Source organism: Klebsiella sp. 10982 (assembly GCF_048589245.1).
Taxonomy (GTDB): Bacteria; Pseudomonadota; Gammaproteobacteria; order Enterobacterales; family Enterobacteriaceae; genus Klebsiella; species Klebsiella quasivariicola.
In genome coordinates this window covers 71,090-92,856 of record NZ_JBMAXV010000008.1, presented here as the reverse complement: position 1 = coordinate 92,856, position 21,767 = coordinate 71,090, and the positions used below count along the sequence as shown (strand labels likewise).

17 protein-coding genes are annotated in these 21,767 nt (G+C 60.5%); 10 read left to right on the top strand and 7 right to left on the bottom strand.

Annotated features, from left to right (window positions below; genetic code table 11):
• Positions 1–17 precede the first annotated feature (17 nt).
• The 4 genes from ACKLKD_RS09660 to ACKLKD_RS09645 all read right to left on the bottom strand — a co-directional run bounded on the left by ACKLKD_RS09660 (position 18) and on the right by ACKLKD_RS09645 (position 4,092).
• A complete protein-coding gene (locus ACKLKD_RS09660; RefSeq protein ID WP_025714912.1) occupies positions 18–560 on the bottom strand; it encodes a DUF3156 family protein in 543 nt (180 codons plus the stop codon).
• Positions 538–2,037, bottom strand: coding sequence for an APC family permease (locus tag ACKLKD_RS09655; protein ID WP_087806300.1), 1,500 nt, complete (start codon positions 2,035–2,037; stop codon positions 538–540). The genes ACKLKD_RS09660 and ACKLKD_RS09655 overlap by 23 nt, the downstream gene beginning before the upstream one ends.
• A gap of 374 nt (positions 2,038–2,411) precedes the next feature.
• The gene (locus tag ACKLKD_RS09650) at positions 2,412–2,777 is read right to left on the bottom strand and encodes a cupin domain-containing protein (RefSeq protein WP_025714914.1); all 366 of its coding nucleotides are present in this window, start codon (positions 2,775–2,777) and stop codon (positions 2,412–2,414) included.
• A 13-nt stretch (positions 2,778–2,790) separates the two neighbouring features.
• Positions 2,791–4,092 carry an NAD(P)/FAD-dependent oxidoreductase gene (locus ACKLKD_RS09645; protein WP_025714915.1) on the bottom strand — a complete coding sequence of 434 codons (1,302 nt, stop codon included), beginning with the start codon at positions 4,090–4,092 and terminating at the stop codon, positions 2,791–2,793.
• A gap of 158 nt (positions 4,093–4,250) precedes the next feature.
• Here ACKLKD_RS09645 and ACKLKD_RS09640 point away from each other — a divergent pair, with 158 nt between their 5' ends.
• The 7 genes from ACKLKD_RS09640 (at position 4,251) to ACKLKD_RS09610 (ending at position 14,539) form a co-directional block, all read left to right on the top strand.
• The gene (locus tag ACKLKD_RS09640) at positions 4,251–5,735 is read left to right on the top strand and encodes an aldehyde dehydrogenase family protein (RefSeq protein WP_025714916.1); all 1,485 of its coding nucleotides are present in this window, start codon (positions 4,251–4,253) and stop codon (positions 5,733–5,735) included.
• 395 nt (positions 5,736–6,130) lie between these two features.
• Positions 6,131–7,213 carry a YncE family protein gene (locus tag ACKLKD_RS09635; RefSeq protein WP_004147457.1) on the top strand — a complete coding sequence of 361 codons (1,083 nt, stop codon included), beginning with the start codon at positions 6,131–6,133 and terminating at the stop codon, positions 7,211–7,213.
• A 59-nt stretch (positions 7,214–7,272) separates the two neighbouring features.
• Complete coding sequence (locus ACKLKD_RS09630; protein ID WP_087806298.1) at positions 7,273–9,471, top strand: TonB-dependent receptor; 2,199 nt, start codon at positions 7,273–7,275, stop codon at positions 9,469–9,471.
• A 107-nt stretch (positions 9,472–9,578) separates the two neighbouring features.
• A complete protein-coding gene (pheP, locus tag ACKLKD_RS09625) occupies positions 9,579–10,955 on the top strand; it encodes a phenylalanine transporter (protein WP_087806296.1) in 1,377 nt (458 codons plus the stop codon).
• Positions 10,956–11,141: 186 nt separating this feature from the next.
• Positions 11,142–12,347, top strand: coding sequence for an MFS transporter (locus ACKLKD_RS09620; RefSeq protein ID WP_025714919.1), 1,206 nt, complete (start codon positions 11,142–11,144; stop codon positions 12,345–12,347).
• 16 nt (positions 12,348–12,363) lie between these two features.
• A complete protein-coding gene (locus tag ACKLKD_RS09615) occupies positions 12,364–13,386 on the top strand; it encodes a sugar phosphate isomerase/epimerase family protein (protein WP_087806294.1) in 1,023 nt (340 codons plus the stop codon).
• A gap of 1 nt (position 13,387) precedes the next feature.
• Positions 13,388–14,539 carry a Gfo/Idh/MocA family protein gene (locus tag ACKLKD_RS09610; protein WP_025714922.1) on the top strand — a complete coding sequence of 384 codons (1,152 nt, stop codon included), beginning with the start codon at positions 13,388–13,390 and terminating at the stop codon, positions 14,537–14,539.
• An 8-nt stretch (positions 14,540–14,547) separates the two neighbouring features.
• Here ACKLKD_RS09610 and ACKLKD_RS09605 read toward each other — a convergent pair whose 3' ends face one another.
• Positions 14,548–14,964, bottom strand: a complete 417-nt coding sequence (locus tag ACKLKD_RS09605) for an Exc2 family lipoprotein (protein WP_025714923.1) — start codon at positions 14,962–14,964, stop codon at positions 14,548–14,550.
• Between the two features lie 231 nt (positions 14,965–15,195).
• Between ACKLKD_RS09605 and ACKLKD_RS09600 the strand changes: the two genes are divergently transcribed.
• Complete coding sequence (locus tag ACKLKD_RS09600; protein ID WP_004176981.1) at positions 15,196–16,176, top strand: LacI family DNA-binding transcriptional regulator; 981 nt, start codon at positions 15,196–15,198, stop codon at positions 16,174–16,176.
• A 3-nt stretch (positions 16,177–16,179) separates the two neighbouring features.
• Here ACKLKD_RS09600 and ACKLKD_RS09595 read toward each other — a convergent pair whose 3' ends face one another.
• Both ACKLKD_RS09595 and ACKLKD_RS09590 read right to left on the bottom strand, forming a co-directional pair.
• Positions 16,180–17,424, bottom strand: coding sequence for a mechanosensitive ion channel family protein (locus tag ACKLKD_RS09595; RefSeq protein ID WP_004142570.1), 1,245 nt, complete (start codon positions 17,422–17,424; stop codon positions 16,180–16,182).
• Between the two features lie 70 nt (positions 17,425–17,494).
• Positions 17,495–18,922, bottom strand: a complete 1,428-nt coding sequence (locus ACKLKD_RS09590; protein WP_025714926.1) for an MFS transporter — start codon at positions 18,920–18,922, stop codon at positions 17,495–17,497.
• A 109-nt stretch (positions 18,923–19,031) separates the two neighbouring features.
• Between ACKLKD_RS09590 and ACKLKD_RS09585 the strand changes: the two genes are divergently transcribed.
• Positions 19,032–19,898 carry a helix-turn-helix transcriptional regulator gene (locus tag ACKLKD_RS09585; protein WP_008805530.1) on the top strand — a complete coding sequence of 289 codons (867 nt, stop codon included), beginning with the start codon at positions 19,032–19,034 and terminating at the stop codon, positions 19,896–19,898.
• Between the two features lie 689 nt (positions 19,899–20,587).
• Entirely contained in the window at positions 20,588–21,631 is a 1,044-nt protein-coding gene (locus ACKLKD_RS09580) for a DUF2157 domain-containing protein (protein WP_087806290.1), read from the top strand.
• Positions 21,632–21,767: the final 136 nt, after the last annotated feature.

The following is a 21,767-nucleotide window of genomic DNA, read 5'->3' as shown; positions in this document are numbered from 1 at the left end:
AGGCGCGGGCATCTGGCTCACTCATGCATCCACTGACTTACCGCCTGATTGATCATCGCCAGCACGCTGAGCAGCAGCATCCGCTGCTGCGCTTCGAGCTTCAGATAACGGCGCAGCGGCGGCATTTTACAGACCACTTCGCTGGCGGCCCAGGGTTCAATGCAGCAACGCCAGCCGCTATCGTCAACGGTCAGCGAAAAGCGGCGGTAGTCCAGCTCGCTTAAGGTCTGCTGGAGATTAGGAAAACCGTTGAGATAGCCCGCGAGTTCCTCGCTGCCTTTGCCGCCGATAAAGCGGATCGGCTGGCGTTTCCACCAGCCGGACTGGTGGGCGCGGATCTTACCGCGAGCGGGCCGGGTTACCGGCCCCTCGACGACAAACTCGCAGCTGTGAATGCTGGCCATAAACAGCCGCTTCTGACGCACGCTGAAGGTGACGGCGGTGGCGTCGTTCAAGCGCAGCTGCGCGCTGCGTTCGCTCAGCTTTTCGCACGGCCAGCCCGCCAGGTCACGCTGCACCGCGTTCATTAACGGCGTTTCAAACCAGGGGACGGAGGACATCTGGCGTCATCTCCCCGCGGGTCTGTTTTTCATAATTGCCGATGGCGCGCTCCACCACCTCTTCCACTACCAGCGGCTTGAACGGGTTGACGCGCTGCACGCACAGCGTCCAGAACAGGGCGTAGGCGGCGGTCAGGCCGAGCATAATGCCGAACGGCACCAGCACCTGGCGGCTGTCCATCCCCGGCGGCGTGATATTGACGATAGCGATGATAATCCCGACGCTGGAGATAATCTGCGGCAGCGGGAACCACGGCGAGCGGTAGGCGCGCGGCAGGTCCGGGCGGCGAATGCGCAGCATCACCACCGACAGGGTAACCAGCAGGTAGGCGACGCCCCAGGCGCAGACCGCGGCGAGGATCAGCGGTACGATGCGGTCCAGATCGCCGTTCAGATACCAGGCGTGCAGGCAGGGGATCGCCACGCCGATAGCAATGGCGATCACCGGTGTCTTAAAGCGCGGATGCAGCCAGGTCAGGAAGCGGGGCAGCGCGCCGTCCAGCGCCATACCGTAGATAATGCGCGGCACGGCGGCCATCAGCGTATTGATGGTGGCGCAGCCGGCCAGCAGTAGTCCGGCTCCCAGCCAGTACTGGCCGGCGCGGCCCATCACCCGCGCGGCGAAGGCCGGGATCGCCATCGGCGTGTCCAGCAGATGGACGTTGTTGGCCGCGTCGAGCACCACGTTTTCCACCTGGCGGTTGATCGCCGCGCCGTAGATAAACATGCAGCTGGCGACCCCCAGCAGGCCCAGCGCCATCGCCCGTGGAATAGTGCGATGGGCCTGTTTGATTTCCGGCGCCATCGGCGTTACCAGCTCGCAGCCGACGAACATAAACATCGCCATGCCGATATAGCCGAACAGGCCGTTGATATCGCTGATGTTCAGCGGCGTGCCGAACCAGCCGGAAAGATGGGTGACCGGCGCCATAAAAATGCCGCACAGGCCGAAAATGGTCAGCGTGGTCCACATGCCGAAGGTCAGCACCACTTCGACCTTGCCGAAGATTTCCACGCCGATGGCGTTGAGCAGGCCGAAAATCACCACCATGCCGACGCCCACCATCCAGGTATTCTGGTGAGCGGCCATCTGCGCGTTGATCGACTCGAAGTTCACCAGCGCCATAATGCCCGCCAGGATCGTCTCCGCCGTCCCGGCGAAAATATGCACGATCAGATAGGCGCACAGCGCGCCGGTAATGGCGAAGAAGCGCCCCATGCCGCAGGAGATATAGTCGTACACCGAACCGGTGGTAGGGATTAACGTCGCGGCTTCGGCGAAGGTGGTGACCTGCGCCTGCATCATAATAAAGGCCAGCAGTACCGCCAGCGCGAAGGTATCGCCGCCCATGCCGAAGCCGCTGGTCACCGTCAGGATCACCGGGCTGGCCATGATCAGCCCGACGGAGCTGGCGAGGGTGGTCGGGAAGCCGACGACGCCGCGCTCAAGATGGCTGGCGAGTCTGTTACTAAACATAGTCAACCTCTGCACAATAATGGGGTAGGGCAGGGAATAGCCAGCGCCACTCCCGGATAGTCATAATTTAGGCGGGCATCCTGCTCAATGAATATCGTCCGGAAGGTGGAGGGCGGCGCATGATTCTGTGACGGCGTCGATGAATGTGGCGGCTGATAAACAACATGACCCCGAAAACCGGGGCCATTCGTCCTGTCACATTGCGCCTGTTTCTGCCGGGTGGCGGCTGCGCCTTACCCGGCCGACGGTCCGTGCGGCCTGCCTTTAATTTGGCCTCAAAATCCCCGGTGGCGCTGCCGCTTACCGGGGCTACAGCGCTGTGCGATTTGGTAGCCCGGAGAAGGCGTAATGCGCCGCCGGGCATGATCAGCGTGTTAGCGCGTCTCGACGTTTGCCAGGTAGTGCTTCACAAAGCGCGGCGTCAGGATTTTCCACTCCACTTCGGTACCCTGTTTGACAAACCAGCTGTCGCCCGGCGCGAAGCGCTGCGGCTCGCCGCCGGCGACGGTCAGCTCCACTTCGCCCTCCAGCACGGTGGCGTGTTCGGTAAACGGATAGGTCATGGTGAAGCTCCCTTCAGTGGACGAAAACAGTCCGCAGGTAAAGGCGTCCTGCGGCTCGCCGTAGATCATCGCCCCGGCCACCTGCGGGTCGCCGGCGGTCGGCGTCGCGCCAAGCAGGCTGACGCTGCCGATCGGCTGTAGTTCAGGTACCGGGTGTTTGAGTTTAAAAGCGTGCATAGCGTTCTCCTGATTAACTCCGGCCTTTCCAGAAACCGGCGGTTTGATGCATCAGTTTTCCGGCGGTGACTAACAGCAAGCGCAGGCTGTCACGGCCGTGGATGGTCGCGTGGGGGATGCTGCTTAGCAGACGATAGCGGTCGGAACCGCCATTGATCCCTTCGGCGAGGATTTTGCACACGATGTGCGACGGGGTGACGCCGAAGCCGGAGTACCCCTGGACGTAAAAGACGTTGTTATGGTCGCGTAAGGTGCCGATCTGCGGGAACAGGTTGGCGCTACAGGCCATCGGCCCGCCCCAGGCGAAATCGATCTTCACATCTTTCAGGTACGGGAAGACCTCCGCCAGCAGGGTGCGATTCCAGGCGGCGAAATCGTTCGGCGTATACTCCACGAAGCGGGTGGCGCTGCCGAACAGCAGGCGGTTTTCCCGGGTGACGCGGTAGTAGTTAATCACCGGGCGAATATCGCTGAAGGCGCCGCGCAGCGGGCTGATGCGCTCGATCAGTTCATCGGAGAGCGGCTCGGTCGACACCTGATAGGAGTAGGTGACCAGCGTTTTGTTGTAGATCTCCGGCTCCATATTGTTGAGGAAGCTGTCGCAGGCCCACAGCAGTTTGGCGGCTTTGACGCTGCCCATCGCGGTGCGTACCCGCACCTGTTTGCCGTAATTCACCTCCACCACCGGCGAGGATTCGAAAATCTTCACCCCCAGCGAATGGGCGGCCTGCGCCGAACCAAGCAGCATATTCAGGGAGTGGATCTGCCCGCCGCCCATATGTTTCAGCGCGCCGCAGTAAACCTCGGAGCCGACCACCTGCTGCACCTCTTTCCCGGTATACAGTTCAATTTCTTCATCCGGGGTGGCGGCCTTAAACTCCTTCTCCCACTGGCGCAGCGTTTTGAGCTGTCGCTGGTTATAGGCGAGATAGCCGTAGCCGGGGACGAAATCGGCGTCGATGTTGTATTTGCGGATGCGTTCGCGAATGATGCCAGCGCCAAGATTGGAAATTTTAAACAGCGTCTCCAGCCCCTCTTTGCCGACGTGTTTTTTCACCGCTTCGATATCGTGACCGATCCCGGCCATCACCTGGCCGCCGTTGCGCCCGGTGCCGCCGTAGCCGAGATGGCGCGCTTCCAGCACCACCACGTTGGTGATCCCCTGTTCCGCCAGCTCAAGGGCGGTGTTAATGCCAGAGAAGCCGCCGCCGATAATCACCACATCGGCTTCAATATCTTCCCGCAGCGCCGGAAAATGGAGCTGGTATTTCTTCGTCGCGCCGTAGTAGTTCAGCGCATCGATTTTAATATTCATCGCGTTACCCTGTGGTCTTGCCTGGCTCAAGGTCCTCATCACAGCACGCCGCGCGGGCGTTGAATATCGTCCGGAAGAATGACGTTCTTTAGAACGATGGGCGGCGGCGATAAGCCGTGTTGTGATGGACTCACTTTGCTGAAAAACGGGTGCTGACGATGAGCGAGATAACCTTACTGGCGGAAGTGACCGCCTTTTTACGCCAGCCGCACGGGCAGTTTATTGCTGGTCAACATGAAGCGGGCCGCGGCGCGCCGTTCGCGGTGATCAACCCGGCGACCGGACAGGCGATTGCTGAGGTCACGGCGGCGGATGTCGGCCAGGCGGATCGCGCGATGGAGAGCGCCCGCCAGGCGTTTAATCAGTGGCGCGAGATGCCGACGCTGGCGCGCGGCGCGCTGCTGCTGAAGCTGGCGGATGCCCTGGCCGAACATCGTGAAGCGCTGGCGCAGCTGGAAAGTCTCTGCTCCGGTAAAACCATCATGCTGGCGCGGATGCTCGAGCTGGATCAATCGGTGGCGTTCCTGCGCTACTTCGCCGGCTGGGCGGGGAAGGTGACGGGCGAGACGCTGGATGTGTCGCTCCCCTCCATGAGCGGGGAGAAATATACCGCCTTTACCCGCCGCCAGCCGCTGGGGGTGGTGGTCGGCATCGTACCGTGGAACTTCTCCATCATGATTGCCATCTGGAAGCTGGCGGCGGCCCTGGTCTGCGGCTGCACCATCGTCCTCAAGCCGAGCGAGTATACGCCGCTGACGCTGCTGCGGGTGGCGGAGCTGGCAAAAGCGGTGGGTATTCCGGATGGGGTGATTAACGTGGTCAACGGCGCCGGCGGCGAGATTGCCCAGCGGCTGATCGCGCATCCGGCCTGCGCCAAGGTGAGCTTCACCGGCTCGGTGGCCACCGGTGAAAAAGTCCAGCAGTCGGCCAGTGCCTCAGGTAAGCGGGTGACCCTTGAGCTGGGGGGTAAAAACGCCGCGCTGTTCCTCGATGACCTGACGCCGGAGGCGATGGTCAACGGCATTATTGAAGCCGGCTACCTGAACCAGGGGCAGATTTGCGCCGCTGCGGAGCGTTTTTATCTGCCGCAGGGCAAACTGGATGCGGTGCTGGCGCTGCTGAAAGACAAGCTTAGCGCCTTCGCGCCGGGGTCGCCGCTGGATGAACAAACGCTGATGGGGCCGCTGGCCAACCGCCAGCAGTACGAGAAAGTGCTCAAACTGATCCAGACCGCGCGCGACGAGGGGGATACCATCGTCTGCGGCGGCGAAGCGCTGCCGGGGGAGGGTTATTTCCTGCAGCCGACCGCGGTCAAAGTCCGCAGCGAAGAGAGCACCCTGATGCGCGAGGAGACCTTCGGTCCGGTGTGCAGTTTTATCGGCTATCGCAGTGAAGAAGAGGCGCTGGCGCGGATCAATGCCTCACCGTATGGCCTGGCGGCCAGCGTCTGGTCGGATAATATTCGTCAGGCGCTGCGCTACTCGGAGGCGATTGACGCCGGCATCGTGTGGGTCAATATGCATACTTTCCTCGACCCGGCGGTGCCGTTCGGCGGCATGAAGGGCTCGGGCATCGGGCGCGAATTCGGCAGCGCGTTTATCGATGATTATACGGAGCTGAAGTCGGTGATGGTGCGCTATTAATCGCCGTTCAGCGACATAGCGCTGTTATGTGTCGCTTTGCGCCAGATAGGCAACACATTGTGTGCCTTCTGGCCTGCAACCCGGGCGGTGCACGGCATCGCTTCCGGGACGCTTTTCCCGTCACGGATCCTTTCTTCCCCTCCTAATCCGCCATTGCCGTAAAAAAAATCAGCAGATTATCTTTTTTGCCCGCCAAGACTTGTTTGACACTGGATAATGAGTATAGTTCTCATTCTCTTTTTCATTCGTAATTTTGGCAAGGTTCGAGCTGCGCCAGTGAGTCGTTCACTAAGAGTCGCGAAGGCGTAGGGTGACGTAAAGACAGCAGGCTGGAAACACACAATATCGGCCGCTGCGCGTCCATCGGGTCATTGATTTTTTATAGGGTTGATCCAATGAAATACACACTTCCGGCGTTGACGCTGGCCATCAGCGCGGCGTTAAGCGGCTGCGCGACGCCTCATTCCTCTGCCGTTTCCCAACCGGTTGTCGACTCGCCAGTCCCTAACGTGGCGCAACCGCTGCAGCGCCAGCTAGCGGAAGGGCTGTACGAGATGGCGTTAAGCCCGCAGGGTGATGCGCTGTACGTCGCCAGCGCTGAAGGCTTTAAAAATGTGCAGGGCGGGGCGGTTTACACACTGGATCCGCACACCCTCAATACCATCGGCCTGACGCACACCGATCTGAAAAACTTCGCTTTACAGCTCTCTGCGGAGGGTAAAACGCTGTATGTCAGCAATTCGCTGGACGGCGGCATCAGCGCTATCGACACCGCCACCGGCAAGGTAAAAAACCGTCTGCTGTTCAGCGAGCGCAATGAAAAAGGTCGCCCTTATGGGGCCCGTCAGCTGCTGTTGCTGAATAATACTCTCTACGTTGGCGCGGTCGCCGACCCGGCGCAAATCTGGGTGGTTGACGCCACCACTCTGAAGCTGAAAACGCGGATTAAAAATACCGGTAAATGGATGACCGGCCTGCACTACTCCGCGCAAACCGGTCGCGTGTACGCCGCTAACGGCAGCGGTGAAATTCTGGTGATCAACCCGCGTAACCAACGCATTGAACAGCGCTGGAAGCCGCTGGGCGACAAGCCGGCGCTGCTGCTTAATATGGCCGAAGATAGCGACACCGGCCGTCTGTTCGTGACCGACAACTCGAAAGCGAAAACCACTCTGGTGCTGGATATTCACAGCGGCAAGCTGCTTAAACAGCTCGACGTCGGCGATTCGCTGGCGGTGCAGTTCAATAAGAAACGCCACGAAATTTATATTTCACAGCGTGAATCCGGCAAGGTCATCAGCCTTGACGCCAGCCGCTACACGCTGAAGAAAAGCTGGGCGCTGCCGGCCAATCCCAACAGCCTGCTGCTTTCCGCCGATGGTCAGACGCTGTTTGTCACCGTCAAACAGCCCTTCAATAAAGACCACTCCACTAAAGGCCCGGACAGCGTCGTACGTATCGACCTGAACGCGCAATAAAAATAACGGGTCCGGCGACGGGCCCTTTGATCCATTTATCCTCATCCATGGGGCAAATTATGCACACCACGCACTATTCATCCTTCCCGCTGCGTAAAACGCTGCTGGCCTTAGCCATCGGCGCCGCCAGTCAAACGGCGATGGCCGCGGACGCTGCCGCCGCGAAGCAGCCTGGCGAAGAGACCCTCATCGTCGAGGCTAATGAAACCAGCGATTTTAAATCCGGCGGCGACCTGGTGGTTCCGGCATTCCTCGATGGCCAGATCGCCCACGGCGGCCGTCTGGGGATGCTTGGCGAACAAAAAGCGATGGACGTCCCGTTTAACGTCATCGGCTATACCTCGAAGCTGATTCAGGATCAGCAGGCGAAAACTATCGCCGATGTCGTCAGTAACGACGCTGGCGTGCAGGCCGTACAGGGCTACGGCAACTTCGCCGAGACCTATCGAATCCGCGGGTTTAAGCTCGATGGCGATGACATGACGATGGGCGGCCTGGCGGGCGTGGTGCCGCGTCAGGTGATGGACACCCAGATGCTGGAGCGCGTTGAAATTTTCAAAGGGGCTAACAGCCTGCTTAACGGCGCGGCCAGCAGCGGCGTCGGCGGGATGATTAACCTCGAGCCGAAGCGGGCGGAAGATCTGCCGACCGCGCGCGTTGGCGTCGACTATACCTCTGATTCTCAGGTGGGCGGCACCCTCGACCTGGGGCGGCGTTTCGGCGACAACAACCAGTTCGGCGCCCGGGTCAACCTGGTGCACCGCGAGGGTGAAGGCGCTATTGATAATGATAAACGTCGTACCACACTGGCTTCGCTGGGGCTTGATTACCGCGGCGACCGTTTCCGCTCCTCGCTCGATTTCGGCTATCAGAAGAAAACGTTCCACGGCGGTACGATGGGCGTCAATATCAGCGGCGTGGATTTCGTTCCGGCGCTGCCGGACAACAGCAAAAACTACAGCCAGAAGTGGGGCTATAGCGATATCGAAAGCGAGTTCGGCATGGCGAAGGCAGAATATGACCTGACCGATAGCTGGACGGTATACAGCGCCCTCGGCGGCCAGCATTCGCATGAAATTGGTACCTACAGCGCGCCGAAGCTTCTGAATAAAAACGGCGATGCGACGGTGGGCCGCCTGGATACTAACCGCATTATCGACGCGATCAGCGGCATGGGCGGGGTACGCGGCGATTTCAATACCGGCGCGATTTCGCATAAGGTGAACCTCGGCTATGCGGCGCAGGTGCATACCGATGCGACCGCCTGGCGGATGTCGGCCGGGAACCCGACCACTAATATCTATGACAACCATGATGTGGCGATGCCGGATAACGCCTATTTTGGCGGCAACTACCACGATCCGCTGGTCACCTCGCGCAGCCGTACGCAGGGCTGGCTGCTGAGTGATACCCTCGGCTTCTTTAACGATAAAGTGCTGTTTACCGCCGCCGCTCGTCATCAGAAAGTGGTTGTGCGCAACTACAGCAACGCCACCGGGCTGGAAGATACCTCTTCGCGTTATACCCAAAGCCGCTGGATGCCGACGTTTGGCCTGGTGTACAAGCCGTGGGAGCAGCTGTCGCTGTATGCTAACCATACCGAAGCGCTGCAGCCGGGCTCTGTGGCGCCGACGACGGCGGCCAATGCCGGGCAGAGTACCGGGATCGCGCACTCGAAGCAGGACGAAGTGGGCGTCAAGATCGACTACGGTACGATCGGAGGATCGCTGGCGCTGTTTGAAATCAAAAAACCGAACGCCATTTCCGATACCGCTGGCAATTACGGCCTCGACGGCGAGCAGCGTAACCGCGGCGTAGAGATGAACGTCTTTGGCGAGCCGATGCTGGGACTGCGTCTTAATGCCAGTACCGTCTGGCTGGATGCAAAACAGACTAAAACCGCTGAAGGCGCAACCGACGGTAAAGATGCCATCGGGGTGGCTAACTTCTACGCGGTACTCGGCGCCGAATATGACATCAAGCCGGTGGAAGGCCTGACCGCTACCGCGCGCGCCAATCATAGCGGGTCGCAGTATGCCGATGCGGCCAATACCAAAAAGCTGGATAGCTACACCACCCTGGATTTAGGTCTGCGCTATCGTATGCGTCTGAACGCCGACCAGAACGAAATGATCTGGCGCGTCGGGGTGACCAACGTGACCAACGAGAAGTACTGGTCTGGCATTGACGATACCGGTACTTACCTGTTCGAAGGCGATCCGCGTACCGTCCGCGTCTCAATGAGCTACGACTTCTGACGCTAAAAAAAGCGGGGCGGGCGGCTGACGCTCGCCCCATGCAACTTGCGACAATCCCCCCTAAGTGATAAAAGGTGCCCCTTCACAAAAACACACAGGGGAACGACGTGAAAGACGCGTCAACGTCGTCGGAGACCGTCACGGAAAGTGGCCCGACGCTTCATCGCGGTTTACAGAACCGACACATTCAACTTATCGCCCTTGGCGGCGCGATTGGTACCGGCCTGTTTCTCGGCATTGGTCCCGCTATCCAGATGGCCGGTCCGGCGGTCTTACTGGGCTACGCCGTGGCCGGGATTGTCGCTTTTCTGATCATGCGCCAGCTGGGCGAAATGGTGGTGGAAGAGCCGGTATCCGGCTCCTTTGCCCACTTTGCCTACAAATACTGGGGCCCGTTCGCCGGCTTCCTGTCCGGCTGGAACTACTGGGTGATGTTCGTGCTGGTGGGGATGGCGGAGCTGACCGCCGCCGGGATCTACATGCAGTACTGGCTGCCCGACGTCCCGACCTGGGTCTGGGCGGCGGCCTTCTTCCTCATTATTAACGCCGTCAACCTGGTCAACGTGCGACTGTATGGCGAAGCCGAGTTCTGGTTCGCGCTGATAAAAGTGCTGGCGATTATCGGCATGATTGCCTTTGGCCTGTGGATGCTGTTTGGCGGCCACGGCGGCAGCAACGCCGGGTTCGACAACCTGTGGAAACACGGCGGCTTCCTCGCCACCGGCTGGCACGGTCTTATTCTGTCGCTGGCGGTGATTATGTTCTCCTTCGGCGGGCTGGAGCTTATCGGCATCACCGCCGCCGAAGCGCAAAACCCGGAAAAGAGCATCCCGAAAGCGGTGAACCAGGTGGTTTATCGTATCCTGCTGTTCTATATCGGTTCGCTGGTGGTGCTGCTGGCGCTCTACCCGTGGGTGGAGATCAAATCCGACAGCAGCCCGTTTGTGATGATTTTCCATCATCTCGACAGCAACATGGTGGCGTCCGCGCTGAACTTCGTCATTCTGGTGGCCTCGCTGTCGGTCTATAACAGCGGCGTGTACTCCAACAGCCGGATGTTGTTCGGCCTGTCGGTGCAGGGCAATGCGCCGACGTTCCTCGCCCGCGTCAGCAAACGCGGCGTGCCGGTGAACTCTCTGCTGCTCTCCGGAATTATCACTTCGCTGGTGGTGGTGCTGAACTACCTGCTGCCGCATGAAGCGCTGGGGCTGCTGATGGCCCTGGTGGTGGCGACGCTGCTCCTGAACTGGATCATGATCTGTATGGCGCACCTGAAGTTCCGCGCCGCCCAGCGCCGCAAAGGGCGTGAATCGAAGTTTAAAGCGCTGCTGGCGCCCGCCAGCAACTACTTCTGCATTGCTTTCCTTGGGTTGATTCTGGTGCTGATGTGCACTATCGACGGCATGCGCCTGTCGGCAATCCTGCTGCCGGTGTGGATCCTGTTCCTGTTTATCGCCTTCAAACTGCTGCGCCGCCCGGCGTAAGCGAGACGCCCCGCCGTCCGGCGGGGCTGCCTGCCTTTTTATTGTGATCCTCTTCGCAGGTGGGGAATTTGCCTGGCGATCTTCTTTTTGTAATCGATTACTTTTGTGTTGAGCGATTTTGTAATCGATTACTTTTTGAGGGCAAGCAACATGATCACCACAACCGAAGGTCAGGCAAGTGCCCGCGTGAGCCACCGTTTTCTGGTGCCGCGGCTGTCGTTAATGATGTTTATGCAGTTCTTTATCTGGGGAAGCTGGTCGGTGACCCTGGGGCTGGTGATGACCCGCTATGAGATGTCATTGCTGATCGGCGATGCGTTCTCCGCCGGGCCAATCGCCTCCATCCTGTCCCCCTTTGTGCTGGGAATGCTGGTGGATCGCTTTTTCGCCTCGCAGAAGGTGATGGCGGTGATGCACCTCGCCGGGGCGGCAATCCTGTGGTTTGTCCCCCAGGCGCTGGTGGCGCAGAACGGCGCCCTGCTGATTGGCCTGCTGTTCGGCTATACGCTGTGCTATATGCCGACCCTGGCGCTGACCAACAATATTGCGTTCCACAGCCTGGCCAATATCGATAAAACCTTCCCGGTGGTCCGCGTGTTCGGCACCATCGGCTGGATTATCGCCGGGATCTGCATCGGGGTGACCGGCATCTCTGATACCACCGGCATCTTCACCGTGGCGGCGCTCTGTTCGGTGGCGCTGGCGATCTACAGCCTGACGCTGCCCCATACCCCGGCGCCGGCCAAAGGCATGCCGGTGCAGTTTCGCGATCTGCTGTGTGCGGACGCCTTCGCGCTGCTGAAAACCCGCCATTTCCTGATTTTCTCCCTCTGCGCCACCTTAATTTCCGTGCCGTTAGGCACCTATTACGCCTATACCGCGTCGTATCTGGCGGATGCCGGCGTTAAAGATGTCAGCACCGCGATGTCCTTCGGCCAGATGTCAGAGATCGTCTTTATGCTGGTGATCCCGCTGCTGTTCCGTCGCCTCGGGGTGAAATACATGCTGCTCATCGGCATGGCGGCGTGGTTTGTCCGCTACGCCTTTTTCGCCCTCGGAGTCAGCGAGGAGGGACGCTTCCTGCTCTATCTGGGCATTTTGCTGCACGGCGTGTGCTATGACTTTTTCTTTGTCGTCGGCTTTATCTACACCGACCGCGTGGCGGGCGAGAAGGTCAAAGGCCAGGCGCAGAGCATGATTGTGATGTTCACCTACGGGATCGGCATGCTGCTGGGCTCGCAGATCTCCGGCGCGCTGTATAACCATCTGGTGGCCGGCCAGAGCGTGCCTCAGGCCTGGGTGACCTTCTGGTGGATCCCGGCGGTGGCCGCCGCGGTTATCGCGCTGATTTTCCTTTTCTCTTTCCAGTACAACGAGAAAGAGCCGCACTAATTTTTCAGGAGGGTGTATGAAAACGATTAAGGGACCGGGCATTTTTCTGGCGCAGTTTATCGGGCCGCAGGCGCCGTTCAACACCCTGGCGGGGATAGCGCAGTGGGCCGCCGGCCTGGGGTACAAGGCATTGCAAATCCCCTGCAACCACCCGGCGATTTTTGATGTCGAGCGGGCGGCGGCGAGCCAGACCTACTGCGACGAGGTCAGCGGCATCCTGGCGGAGCATGGGCTGGTGATCAGCGAGCTGTCCACTCACCTTGAAGGACAGCTGGTGGCGGTGCATCCGGCGTATGACGCGGCGTTTGACGCCTTTGCCCCAGCCGCGTTACATGGCGATCCGCAGGCGCGCCAGCGCTGGGCGGTGGAGAAAGTGCGCCAGGCGGCGGTAGCCTCCGGCCGCCTGGGGCTGCAGGCGCACGCGACCTTTTCCGGGGCGCTGGCATGGCCCTTTTTTTATCCGTGGCCGCCGCACAATCAGCCGCTTCTGGATGAGGCCTTTGCCGAGCTGGCCCGGCGCTGGCGGCCGCTGCTGGACCTCTTCGACGAGCAGGGGGTCGATGTCTGCTATGAGATCCACCCCGGCGAAGACCTGCACGATGGCGTGACCTTTGAGCGTTTTCTCGCGCTGGTGGATAACCATCCGCGCTGCAATATGCTCTATGACCCGAGCCACCTGCATCTGCAGCAGATGGACTACCTGACCTATATCGATATCTATCATGCGCGTATTAAAGCGTTTCACGTCAAGGACGCCGAATTTCGCCGCAACGGGCGCAATGGCGTCTACGGTGGATACCAGCCCTGGCAGCAGCGGGCCGGGCGTTTCCGCTCTCCCGGCGACGGGCAGATCGACTTCAAAGGGGTGTTCAGTAAGCTGACCGAATATGATTTTGCCGGCTGGGCGGTGCTGGAGTGGGAGTGCTGCCTGAAGGATAGTGAGACCGGCGCGCGCGAGGGCAACGAGTTTATCCGCCGCCATATCATTCCCGTTGCCGGGCGGGCCTTTGATGACTTTGCCGCCGGCGGGAGGGAGTAACATGATTCAGGTTGCGATTATCGGGGCAGGGTTTATTGGCCCGGCGCATCTGGAGGCGCTGCGGCGTCTGGGGGATGTTGAGGTCGTGGCGCTGTGCGACAGCAGCCTTGAAGCGGCGCAGCACAAAGCAAACGCGCTGAACATTGCCCATGCCTACGACAGCGTGGAGGCGCTGCTGGCCCATCCGGGGCTGCAGGTGGTGCATAACTGTACGCCGAACCATTTGCATGCCCAGATTAACCGGCAGATCCTCGCCGCCGGGCTGCACGTCTTCTCGGAAAAGCCGCTGTGTATGACGGCGGGGGAGGCGCGGGAGCTGGTGGCGCTTGCCGCCCGGGCCGGCGTGGTGCATGGCGTCAGCTTCGTCTATCGCCAGTTCGCTATGGTCCAGCAGGCGGCGGCGATGATCCGCCATGGCGAGGTCGGCAGAATCTTCGCGGCCCACGGCAGCTATTTACAGGACTGGATGCTGCTGGAGACCGACTACAACTGGCGGGTCGATTCGGCGCAGGGCGGCGCGTCGCGGACGGTGGCAGACATCGGCTCCCACTGGTGCGATACCGTGCAGTTTATGACCGGTCGGCGGATTGTCGAGGTGATGGCGGATCTGTCTATCGTCTGGCCGACGCGAAAAGCGCCCGTCACTGGCAAAGCGACCTTCAGCGCCGTTCACGAGGCGCAGGCATATGAAACCCGGCCTGTCGATACCGAGGACTTTGGCTCGGTGCTGTTGCGTTTTGACGATGGCAGCAAGGGTAGCTTTATGGTCTCCCAGGTCAGCGCCGGCAGAAAAAACGGTCTGACGGTAGAGATTAACGGCAGTCTCTGCTCCCTGGCCTGGGATCAGGAAGTGCCCCAGCGGCTGTGGATCGGCCATCGCGAGCAACCGGATCGTCTGCTCAGCGACGACCCGAGCCTGCTGCGGCCGGAGGCCGCCGCCAGCGCCCACTATCCCGGCGGCCATATTGAGGGCTGGCCGGACGCCTTTAAAAATATGATGGGGCATTTTTATCAGGCGGTGCGCGCCGGGAAGATGCCGGAGGCCGGGGCCCGGCGCTTCGCCGCTTTCGACGACGGCGCCGATGTGATGTACATCATCGAGGCGATCGTCAAAAGCCATCAGCAGCAGCGCTGGGTCAGCGTCGAACGCTGAGCGCAGGATTATTTCACCCCAAGATAGCCGTCGAGATAGGTACCGGAGAGCGCGTTGCCGAACAGGACGGCGTCTTTATTTTCCATCGCATTATCCCATTTGTCGCTGGCGTTGCCGGTAAAGGTATGCTCGGTGCGGGTACCCTGCGCCGCCTGCTGTTTGATGGCCTCGGCGGTGCGGCGGGCATCGCTTTCGCTCATGCCAGCGGCTTTATCCTGCTGCCCGCGGGCATACATCGCCTTAAAGGTCGGCAGATTTAAACGGTAATTTTCCTGGCGATTGACGGTGAAATTGCCGCCGACGAAATCAGAACGGTGGGCGACAAACGCGTAGGCATGGCGTTCCGGTGACGATTTTGACGAGGTACAGCCGGTGAGTGTAGCCAGGGTACAGCTAAGGGCGAGAACTGCGGTGGAGAGCCTCATAAAGATATCATCCTTAATCATAAACGAAGAAAAGGGCGCCAGGGGACAGTCGCCAGAGCGCGAACCGGGTGGAGCGGCAAAAGGATGCGCGTTAACGAGGTGGGAGAGAAGCCCTGATTTTTAATAGTTTTCTCGCGTGCTACCGCGCTTTCGCGCCAGGCTGGCAGGCCAATCAGAGGTCATTTATGATAGCCTGCAGGATCCACCTCTATCGCAGGAAGTGCAGGGTTTATGTCTATTCAGAAAATTGCTCGTCTGGCCGGCGTCTCGGTGGCCACGGTGTCGCGGGTGCTGAACAACAGCGATACGGTAAAAGCCAAAAACCGTGAGCGCGTGCTGCAGGCGATCAAAGAGAGTAACTATCAGCCGAACCTGCTGGCGCGTCAGCTGCGAACCGCCCGCAGCAATATGATCCTGGTGATGGTCTCCAATATCGCTAACCCCTTTTGCGCCGAGGTGGTGAAGGGGATAGAAGAAGAGGCGGAGAAGAATGGCTATCGCATTCTGCTGTGTAACTCCGGGTCGGATCTGGCCCGCTCGACCTCGGGCCTGCAGCTGCTCTCCGGCAAAATGGTCGACGGCATTATTACCATGAACGCGCTCTCCAGCCTGCCGGAACTGACCACCATGATTGGCGACGCGCCCTGGGTGCAGTGCGCGGAGTATGCCGACACCGGCAGCATCTCCTGCGTCGGGATTAACGACGTCGAGGCGGCTCAGGGGGCGGTGTCCCGGCTGGCCGACAGCGGCCGCCGCCGCATTGCGCTCATTAATCACGACCTGAGCTATCGCTACGCCCGCCTGCGCGAGCGCGGCTATAAAAGCGTACTGCACGTGCACGGTCTGGCCTATCAGCAGGTGACCTACGCGCAGGATCTTAGCGCGGCGGCCGGTAAACGGGCGATGGAGCAACTGCTGTCGCAAGACGAGAAGCCCGATGCGGTGTTTGCCGTTTCGGACTCCCTCGCCGCCGGGGCGCTGCGGGCTATCGCCCAGGCCGGACTGCGGGTGCCGGAGGATATCGCGGTGATCGGCTTCGATGGCACCGAGCTGGCGGAAGTGGTCTCCCCGCAGCTGACCACCGTCGAACAGCCCTCCCGGGCGATCGGCCGTACGGCGGTGTCTCTACTGATGAAACGCATCGACGATCCCGACGCTGCCGTCGAGCGGGTGATGATGGACTGGCGCGTGATAGACCGCGCCAGCGTCTGAGGATCAGCGGGAGAAGGCGCCGGTCAGCGCGCGAATATCGTTGCCGGTGGGCGTTTGATGAATGCGTAAGCCAAACTCATCCACCACAGCGAAGACATGGTCGAAAATATCCGCCTGGATCCCCTCATATTCCGCCCATACCACGGTGTTGGTGAAGCAGTAGATCTCGATCGGCAGGCCGTTGGCATCCGGCGCCAGCTGGCGCACCATCAGGGTCATATCCTGGCGGATGCGCGGATGATGGCGTAAATACTCCTGCAGATAGGCGCGGAAGGTGCCGACATTGGTCATCCGCCGCTCGTTGAGGATCGATTGCTCCCCGGCGTACTGCTGGTTCCAGGCGCTAATCTCCTCGTGGCGTGAATCCATATAGGGTTTGAGTAATTTCGCCCGGATCAGGCGCTGCTGCTCCTGTTCATCAAGAAAATGAATGCTGGTGGTGTCGATGTTAAGGCTGCGTTTGATGCGGCGGCCGCCGGAGGCCGACATGCCGCTCCAGTTTTTAAACGAGTCAGAGACCAGCGACCAGGTCGGAATGGTGGTGATGGTATTGTCCCAGTTGCGCACCTTGACCGTGGTGAGGCCGATATCGATCACCGCGCCATCGGCGCCGTATTTCGGCATCTCCAGCCAGTCGCCAAGCTTGAGCATATCGTTGGCAGAGAGCTGAATACCGGCCACCAGGCCGAGGATCGGATCTTTAAACACCAGCATCAGCACCGCGGCCATGGCGCCGAGCCCGCTAATCAGGATTGCCGGCGACTGGCCTATCAGCAGGGAAATAATCAGAATGCCGATAATAATCGCCGTCACCAGCTTAATTCCCTGGAATATGCCTTTAAGCGGTAGCTGAGAGGCGGCGGGAAATTTCTGCGCCAGCTTTAAGATCACATCCAGCAGCGAGAAGAAGGACAGCATGGCATATATCATCACCCACAGCTGGGCCACGGTGGTTAATATTTCCGCCGCCTCGCTGCCTTTTTGCAGCCACAGCACCGCCTGGACGTTGACGATGATCCCCTGCAGGGTAAAAGCCAGTCGGTGAAAGAGTTTATTCTGCGTGATGATTTGCAGCCACAGATGGCTGCTGGCCAGCGCCCGTTTTTCAAATGCGCGCAGGACCACTTTGTGCAATATCAGATGCACGACCACGGCGGTGAACAAGATAATGCCGAAGATAATCATCAGCGAGCGGGTGGGGGTTATTTCGATTCCTAAGGCGGCAATTTGCGATATTAATTCCTGCATAACGTCTCCTGAATATCCAGCGGGTATGATGACCGCTGGATAGCTATTATGCAAATTACCGCCGCCGGTATTACGAGGCCACCGTCGCCGGCTGTCGGTTGAGATGATGGCGTAGCCACAGCGCGATGGCCCCCAGCAACAGCATCATGGCCACCTCGACCAGCAGAAAATCAATCAGCGCTTGCGGATAGTTGCCGCCGCCGCGACGGGCCAGCGCCAGGAACAGCGAACCAAGGATAGCCGGTCCGAGACCGAGGGTCGCCTGCTGCAGGGTGCTGAGGATTGCGCTCCCGGCCCCGGCGTCGCTGGCGCTGATATCGCGCATACCAATCCGATAAAAGCTGTTGACGATCAGCGCCTGGCCATAGCCGATCAGCGCCGTGGCGGGAACCAGCGTCAGGGTGTTGGTGGCGACGCCGAAGCGGGAGAAGGTGGCGCACAGCAGCAGGAGTCCGGCGATCTGCACCGCCAGACCGGTCAGCAGGATCCGCCCCATGCTGTAGCGGGCGATAAGCCGCGGGGCATACAGCGCCGAAATAAAATAGGCCACGCCGAGGGCGATAAAGCTATTGCCGGACTGCCACGGCGCCATCCCCAGCCCCTCCTGCATGGTCAGCGCCATGCAGAACATAAAGCCGGACCAGGCGCTGAAAAACAGCAGGGCGATGGCCATCCCGAAGCGGATGCTGGTCAACTGCAGCAGACGCGGCGGCAGCAGAGGATGGTCGCCACGCTGCTGCTGGCGCAGGGCGCTCTGACGCATGGCGAACAGCAGCGGCAGGACCGCCACCAGCATCAGCTGCAGCCACAGCGGCCAGTGCAGCTCCGGGCCGAGGGCCATCGGGAACAGCAGGCAGCAGAGGATCAGCGCGAGATACAGCGTGCCCTGCCAGTCAATACGCGACGGCGTCTCGCGACGGGTTTCCGGCACATAGCGGCGGCTCAGGGCCAGCACCAGCAGGCAGATCGGCACATTGATAAAAAAGGCGTTGCGCCAGCCCAGCCCGGCGATATCCGCCGACACCAGCCAGCCGCCGCCCATCTGACCGACGATAAAGGCGATGCCGCCGATGCCGCCATACAGGCTGATGGCCCGGGCGTGGGCGGGGCCTTTGAGGGTGACGTGCAGGGTCGCGAGGATCTGCGGCACAATCAGCGCCGCCCCGGCGCCCTGCAGGGTGCGGGCCGCCAGCAGGGCGCCGATGCTGTTCGCCATCCCGCACAGCAGGGAAGCGATGCCAAAGAGGGCGACGCCCCACATAAACAGGCGTCGGCGGCCATAGTTATCGCCAAGCTTACTGCCCATCGCCAGGCAGACGGCAAAGGCGACGCCGTAGAGCGCGACGATAAGCTCCAGTTGGGTAGCGCTGGCCGCCAGGGTGTGGGTGATGGAATCGAGCGCCACATTGGTGATCGAGGTATCAATAAGCGGCAACATCTGGCCGCCCAGCAGCAGCCACAGACCGGCACGGCCGGGTGAAACAGCAGACGTATTCATGGGATTCTCCATTGCGTCATTCAGCAGACCGACGTAGCATTACCGATAAATTAAACGGGTACCAGTTCCTGTCTATACTGGTACTGGCACTACTATGCTGGAGGTGGTGATGACCACGATGCCGCAACGGGAGTTGACGATCGCTGTGCCGGACGATCGACGTAAACAGCTGGGGGCGTTTCTGCGCGCCCGCCGCGAAAGCCTCGATCCGCAGCGCCTGGGGTTGCCCCGGGTGGGCCGCCGGCGCACGCCGGGCCTGCGTCGGGAAGAGGTGGCGATGCTCGCCGACGTCGGCGTCACCTGGTACACCTGGCTGGAGCAGGGGCGGGAGGTGAATCCGTCGGAGGCGGTACTGGTGGGGGTGGCAAATGCCCTACAGTGCAGTCCGCTGGAGACCCGGCACCTGTTCGTGCTGGCCGGGCTGACCCCGCCAGAAGCGACTCAGGTGACGGTGTGCGAAGGCATCAGCCCCGGCACCCGCCGGATGCTGGACAGCCTGATGCCGCAGCCGGCCAGCATTCAGAAACCGAACTTTGATATTGTGGCCTGGAACGACAGCTTCTGCCGCCTGATGGGCATCGATTTTGCCACCCTTCCGGAAGAAGATCGCAACTGCATTTATCTCTATCTGACCCATGAGACCTGGCGCAGCCGGATCGAAAATCGCGATGTGCTGCCGACCTTCGTCTCTTATTTTCGCGCCGCGATGGCCGAGCACCGCGGCGATCCGGCGTGGGAAAACAAGCTGGCGCGCTTTTTCGCCGCCTCGTCGGAGTTTGAAGCGCTGTGGCATCAGCGTTATGAGGTGCGCGGCGTGGAAAACCAGATTAAACATTTTAACCACCCGCAGCTCGGGCGATTCAGTCTGCAGCAGATGTACTGGTATTCGGCGCCGCGCAACGGCTCGCGCCTGCTGGTCTATCTGCCGATGGACGAGGCGGGCGAGCAGGCGCTGGCGTGGCTGGACCAACATTAATCACAAGGAATCAGATGGCTGGCAATGTGCCATCTTCGGGTATTGCCCGGCCGGCGCTGCTGGACGGTTCCCTCTCCCTCCGGGAGAGGGGTAGGGTGAGGGAAAGCACTGCAGGGAAGTCTTTTATGTTATCTGTGGCTTCAGCGCACATTGCGCTCCCGGTTAGTCTTCTGCGTTATGTCTCTTACGGCGCAGGGAGCGCACAGGGGGCGGCCAGTCGCCGCCGCCCCCTGTACCCCCGGGCTCCGGCCAGCAACATCGCCACTGCGTGGTGCCTTCGACTTATCCCTGCAGGCTTCGGGTCGGGCCGAGGCAGCGTCCATGCAAAACACGGCCCTCAGCCCGCATCCATGCGGGCTGCCCCGGCCTTCCGGGAACGTCTCAGCGATGTTGAGGCCGCCAGCACCGGCAGTTTCAGCAGCGCAAGTGGGTAAATGAACAACAGGTCGCATGGACCTCAGGCCGGGCAAGGGACCGTAGGCCGGGTCAGGCGTAGCCGCCACCCGGCAATATGACGGGTATCGAGCCTGATATCATGTCCGGCGGCGTTGCGCTTACGCGGGCTTACGGTAAGGGGTAACAATCTGATATATAAATGATTAAGTAGGCCGGGGAAGACGACAGCTGCTGCCCGGCAGAAAGGCGAGCACATTAGCGAACAGGTTTGTCATCAGTCTCAAGGAATGCCTATGAACGTAACCCGAAAAGAGCAGCGCATTATTCAGCGCGCGCTGAACGCCTGGCAGGCCAGCGGGGAGTTAACCCCGGCGGACAGCCAGCGGCTGGCGCAAACGCTGCGCGTCTCCCCCTTCGACTGGCGGCGCCTGAGCCGCTATGCCTTCTGGACCGCGCTGGCCTGCGTGCTGATTGCCCTGGGCAGTCTGTTCGCCGACAGCGAACTGATGGCGTGGCTGCTGAGCCTGTTCAGCCACTCGGCGCTGACGCGGATCCTGCTGCCTGCGCTGCTGGCCGCCGCCTGCTACGTCTGGGGTTTTCGCCGCCAGCGGCGGGAGACGCAGTGGCACTACAGCACCGAGGCGATTTTGTTTATGGGCGTCGTCTTTACCGCCGTGGCGCTATGGCAGCTTGGCGAACGGCTGGATAACGGCAGCGGCCATATCGCACCGCTGTTTCTGGTTGGGTGCGTGATTTACGGTGCCATCGGCTATATTGCCCGCTCCGGGCTGGTGTGGCTCTTTTTCCTGCTGGCGCTGGGCAACTGGTTTGGCGCCGAAACCGGCTATGTCTCGGGGTGGGGCGCCTACTGGCTGGGCATGAACTACCCGATTCGCTTCGTGCTGTTCGGCGGCGCGCTGCTGGCGCTCTGCTACGGCGCGCAGTCCCTGCTTCGCCAGCGGCAGCTGTTTACCGTCAGCAAGGCGATGGGCCTCACGTACCTGTTTATTGCGCTGTGGATCCTGTCGATTTTCGGTAATTACGACGCTGACAGCTGGTACAAGGTGAGCCAGGCGCGACTCCTGCCGTGGGGGCTGCTGTTTGCCGCGGCGGCCGGCGTCTGCATTTTTATCAGCCTGAAAACCGATGATGGAATGCTTCGCGGCTTCGGGCTAACCTTCCTGGCAATCAATCTCTATACCCGCTTCTTTGAGTTTTTCTGGAACGGGATGCACAAGGTGCTGTTTTTCCTGATCCTTGCCGTCTCGCTGGCGGTGATTGGCCGCTATGCCGAGCGCATCTGGCACGCGGGCGAAGGGCGGGTGGGGAACAACTAATCTCGCGTTGAGAACGCTAACCACTCAGGCCGCGCTCAGTCGCGGCCTTTTTCGTCCCTGATTCCAGTTTCAGCACATTTTTCTGCGATTGGCTGCAAATGAGTATAGGCTTGCCGGGTATCGCAAAAATTAGCCT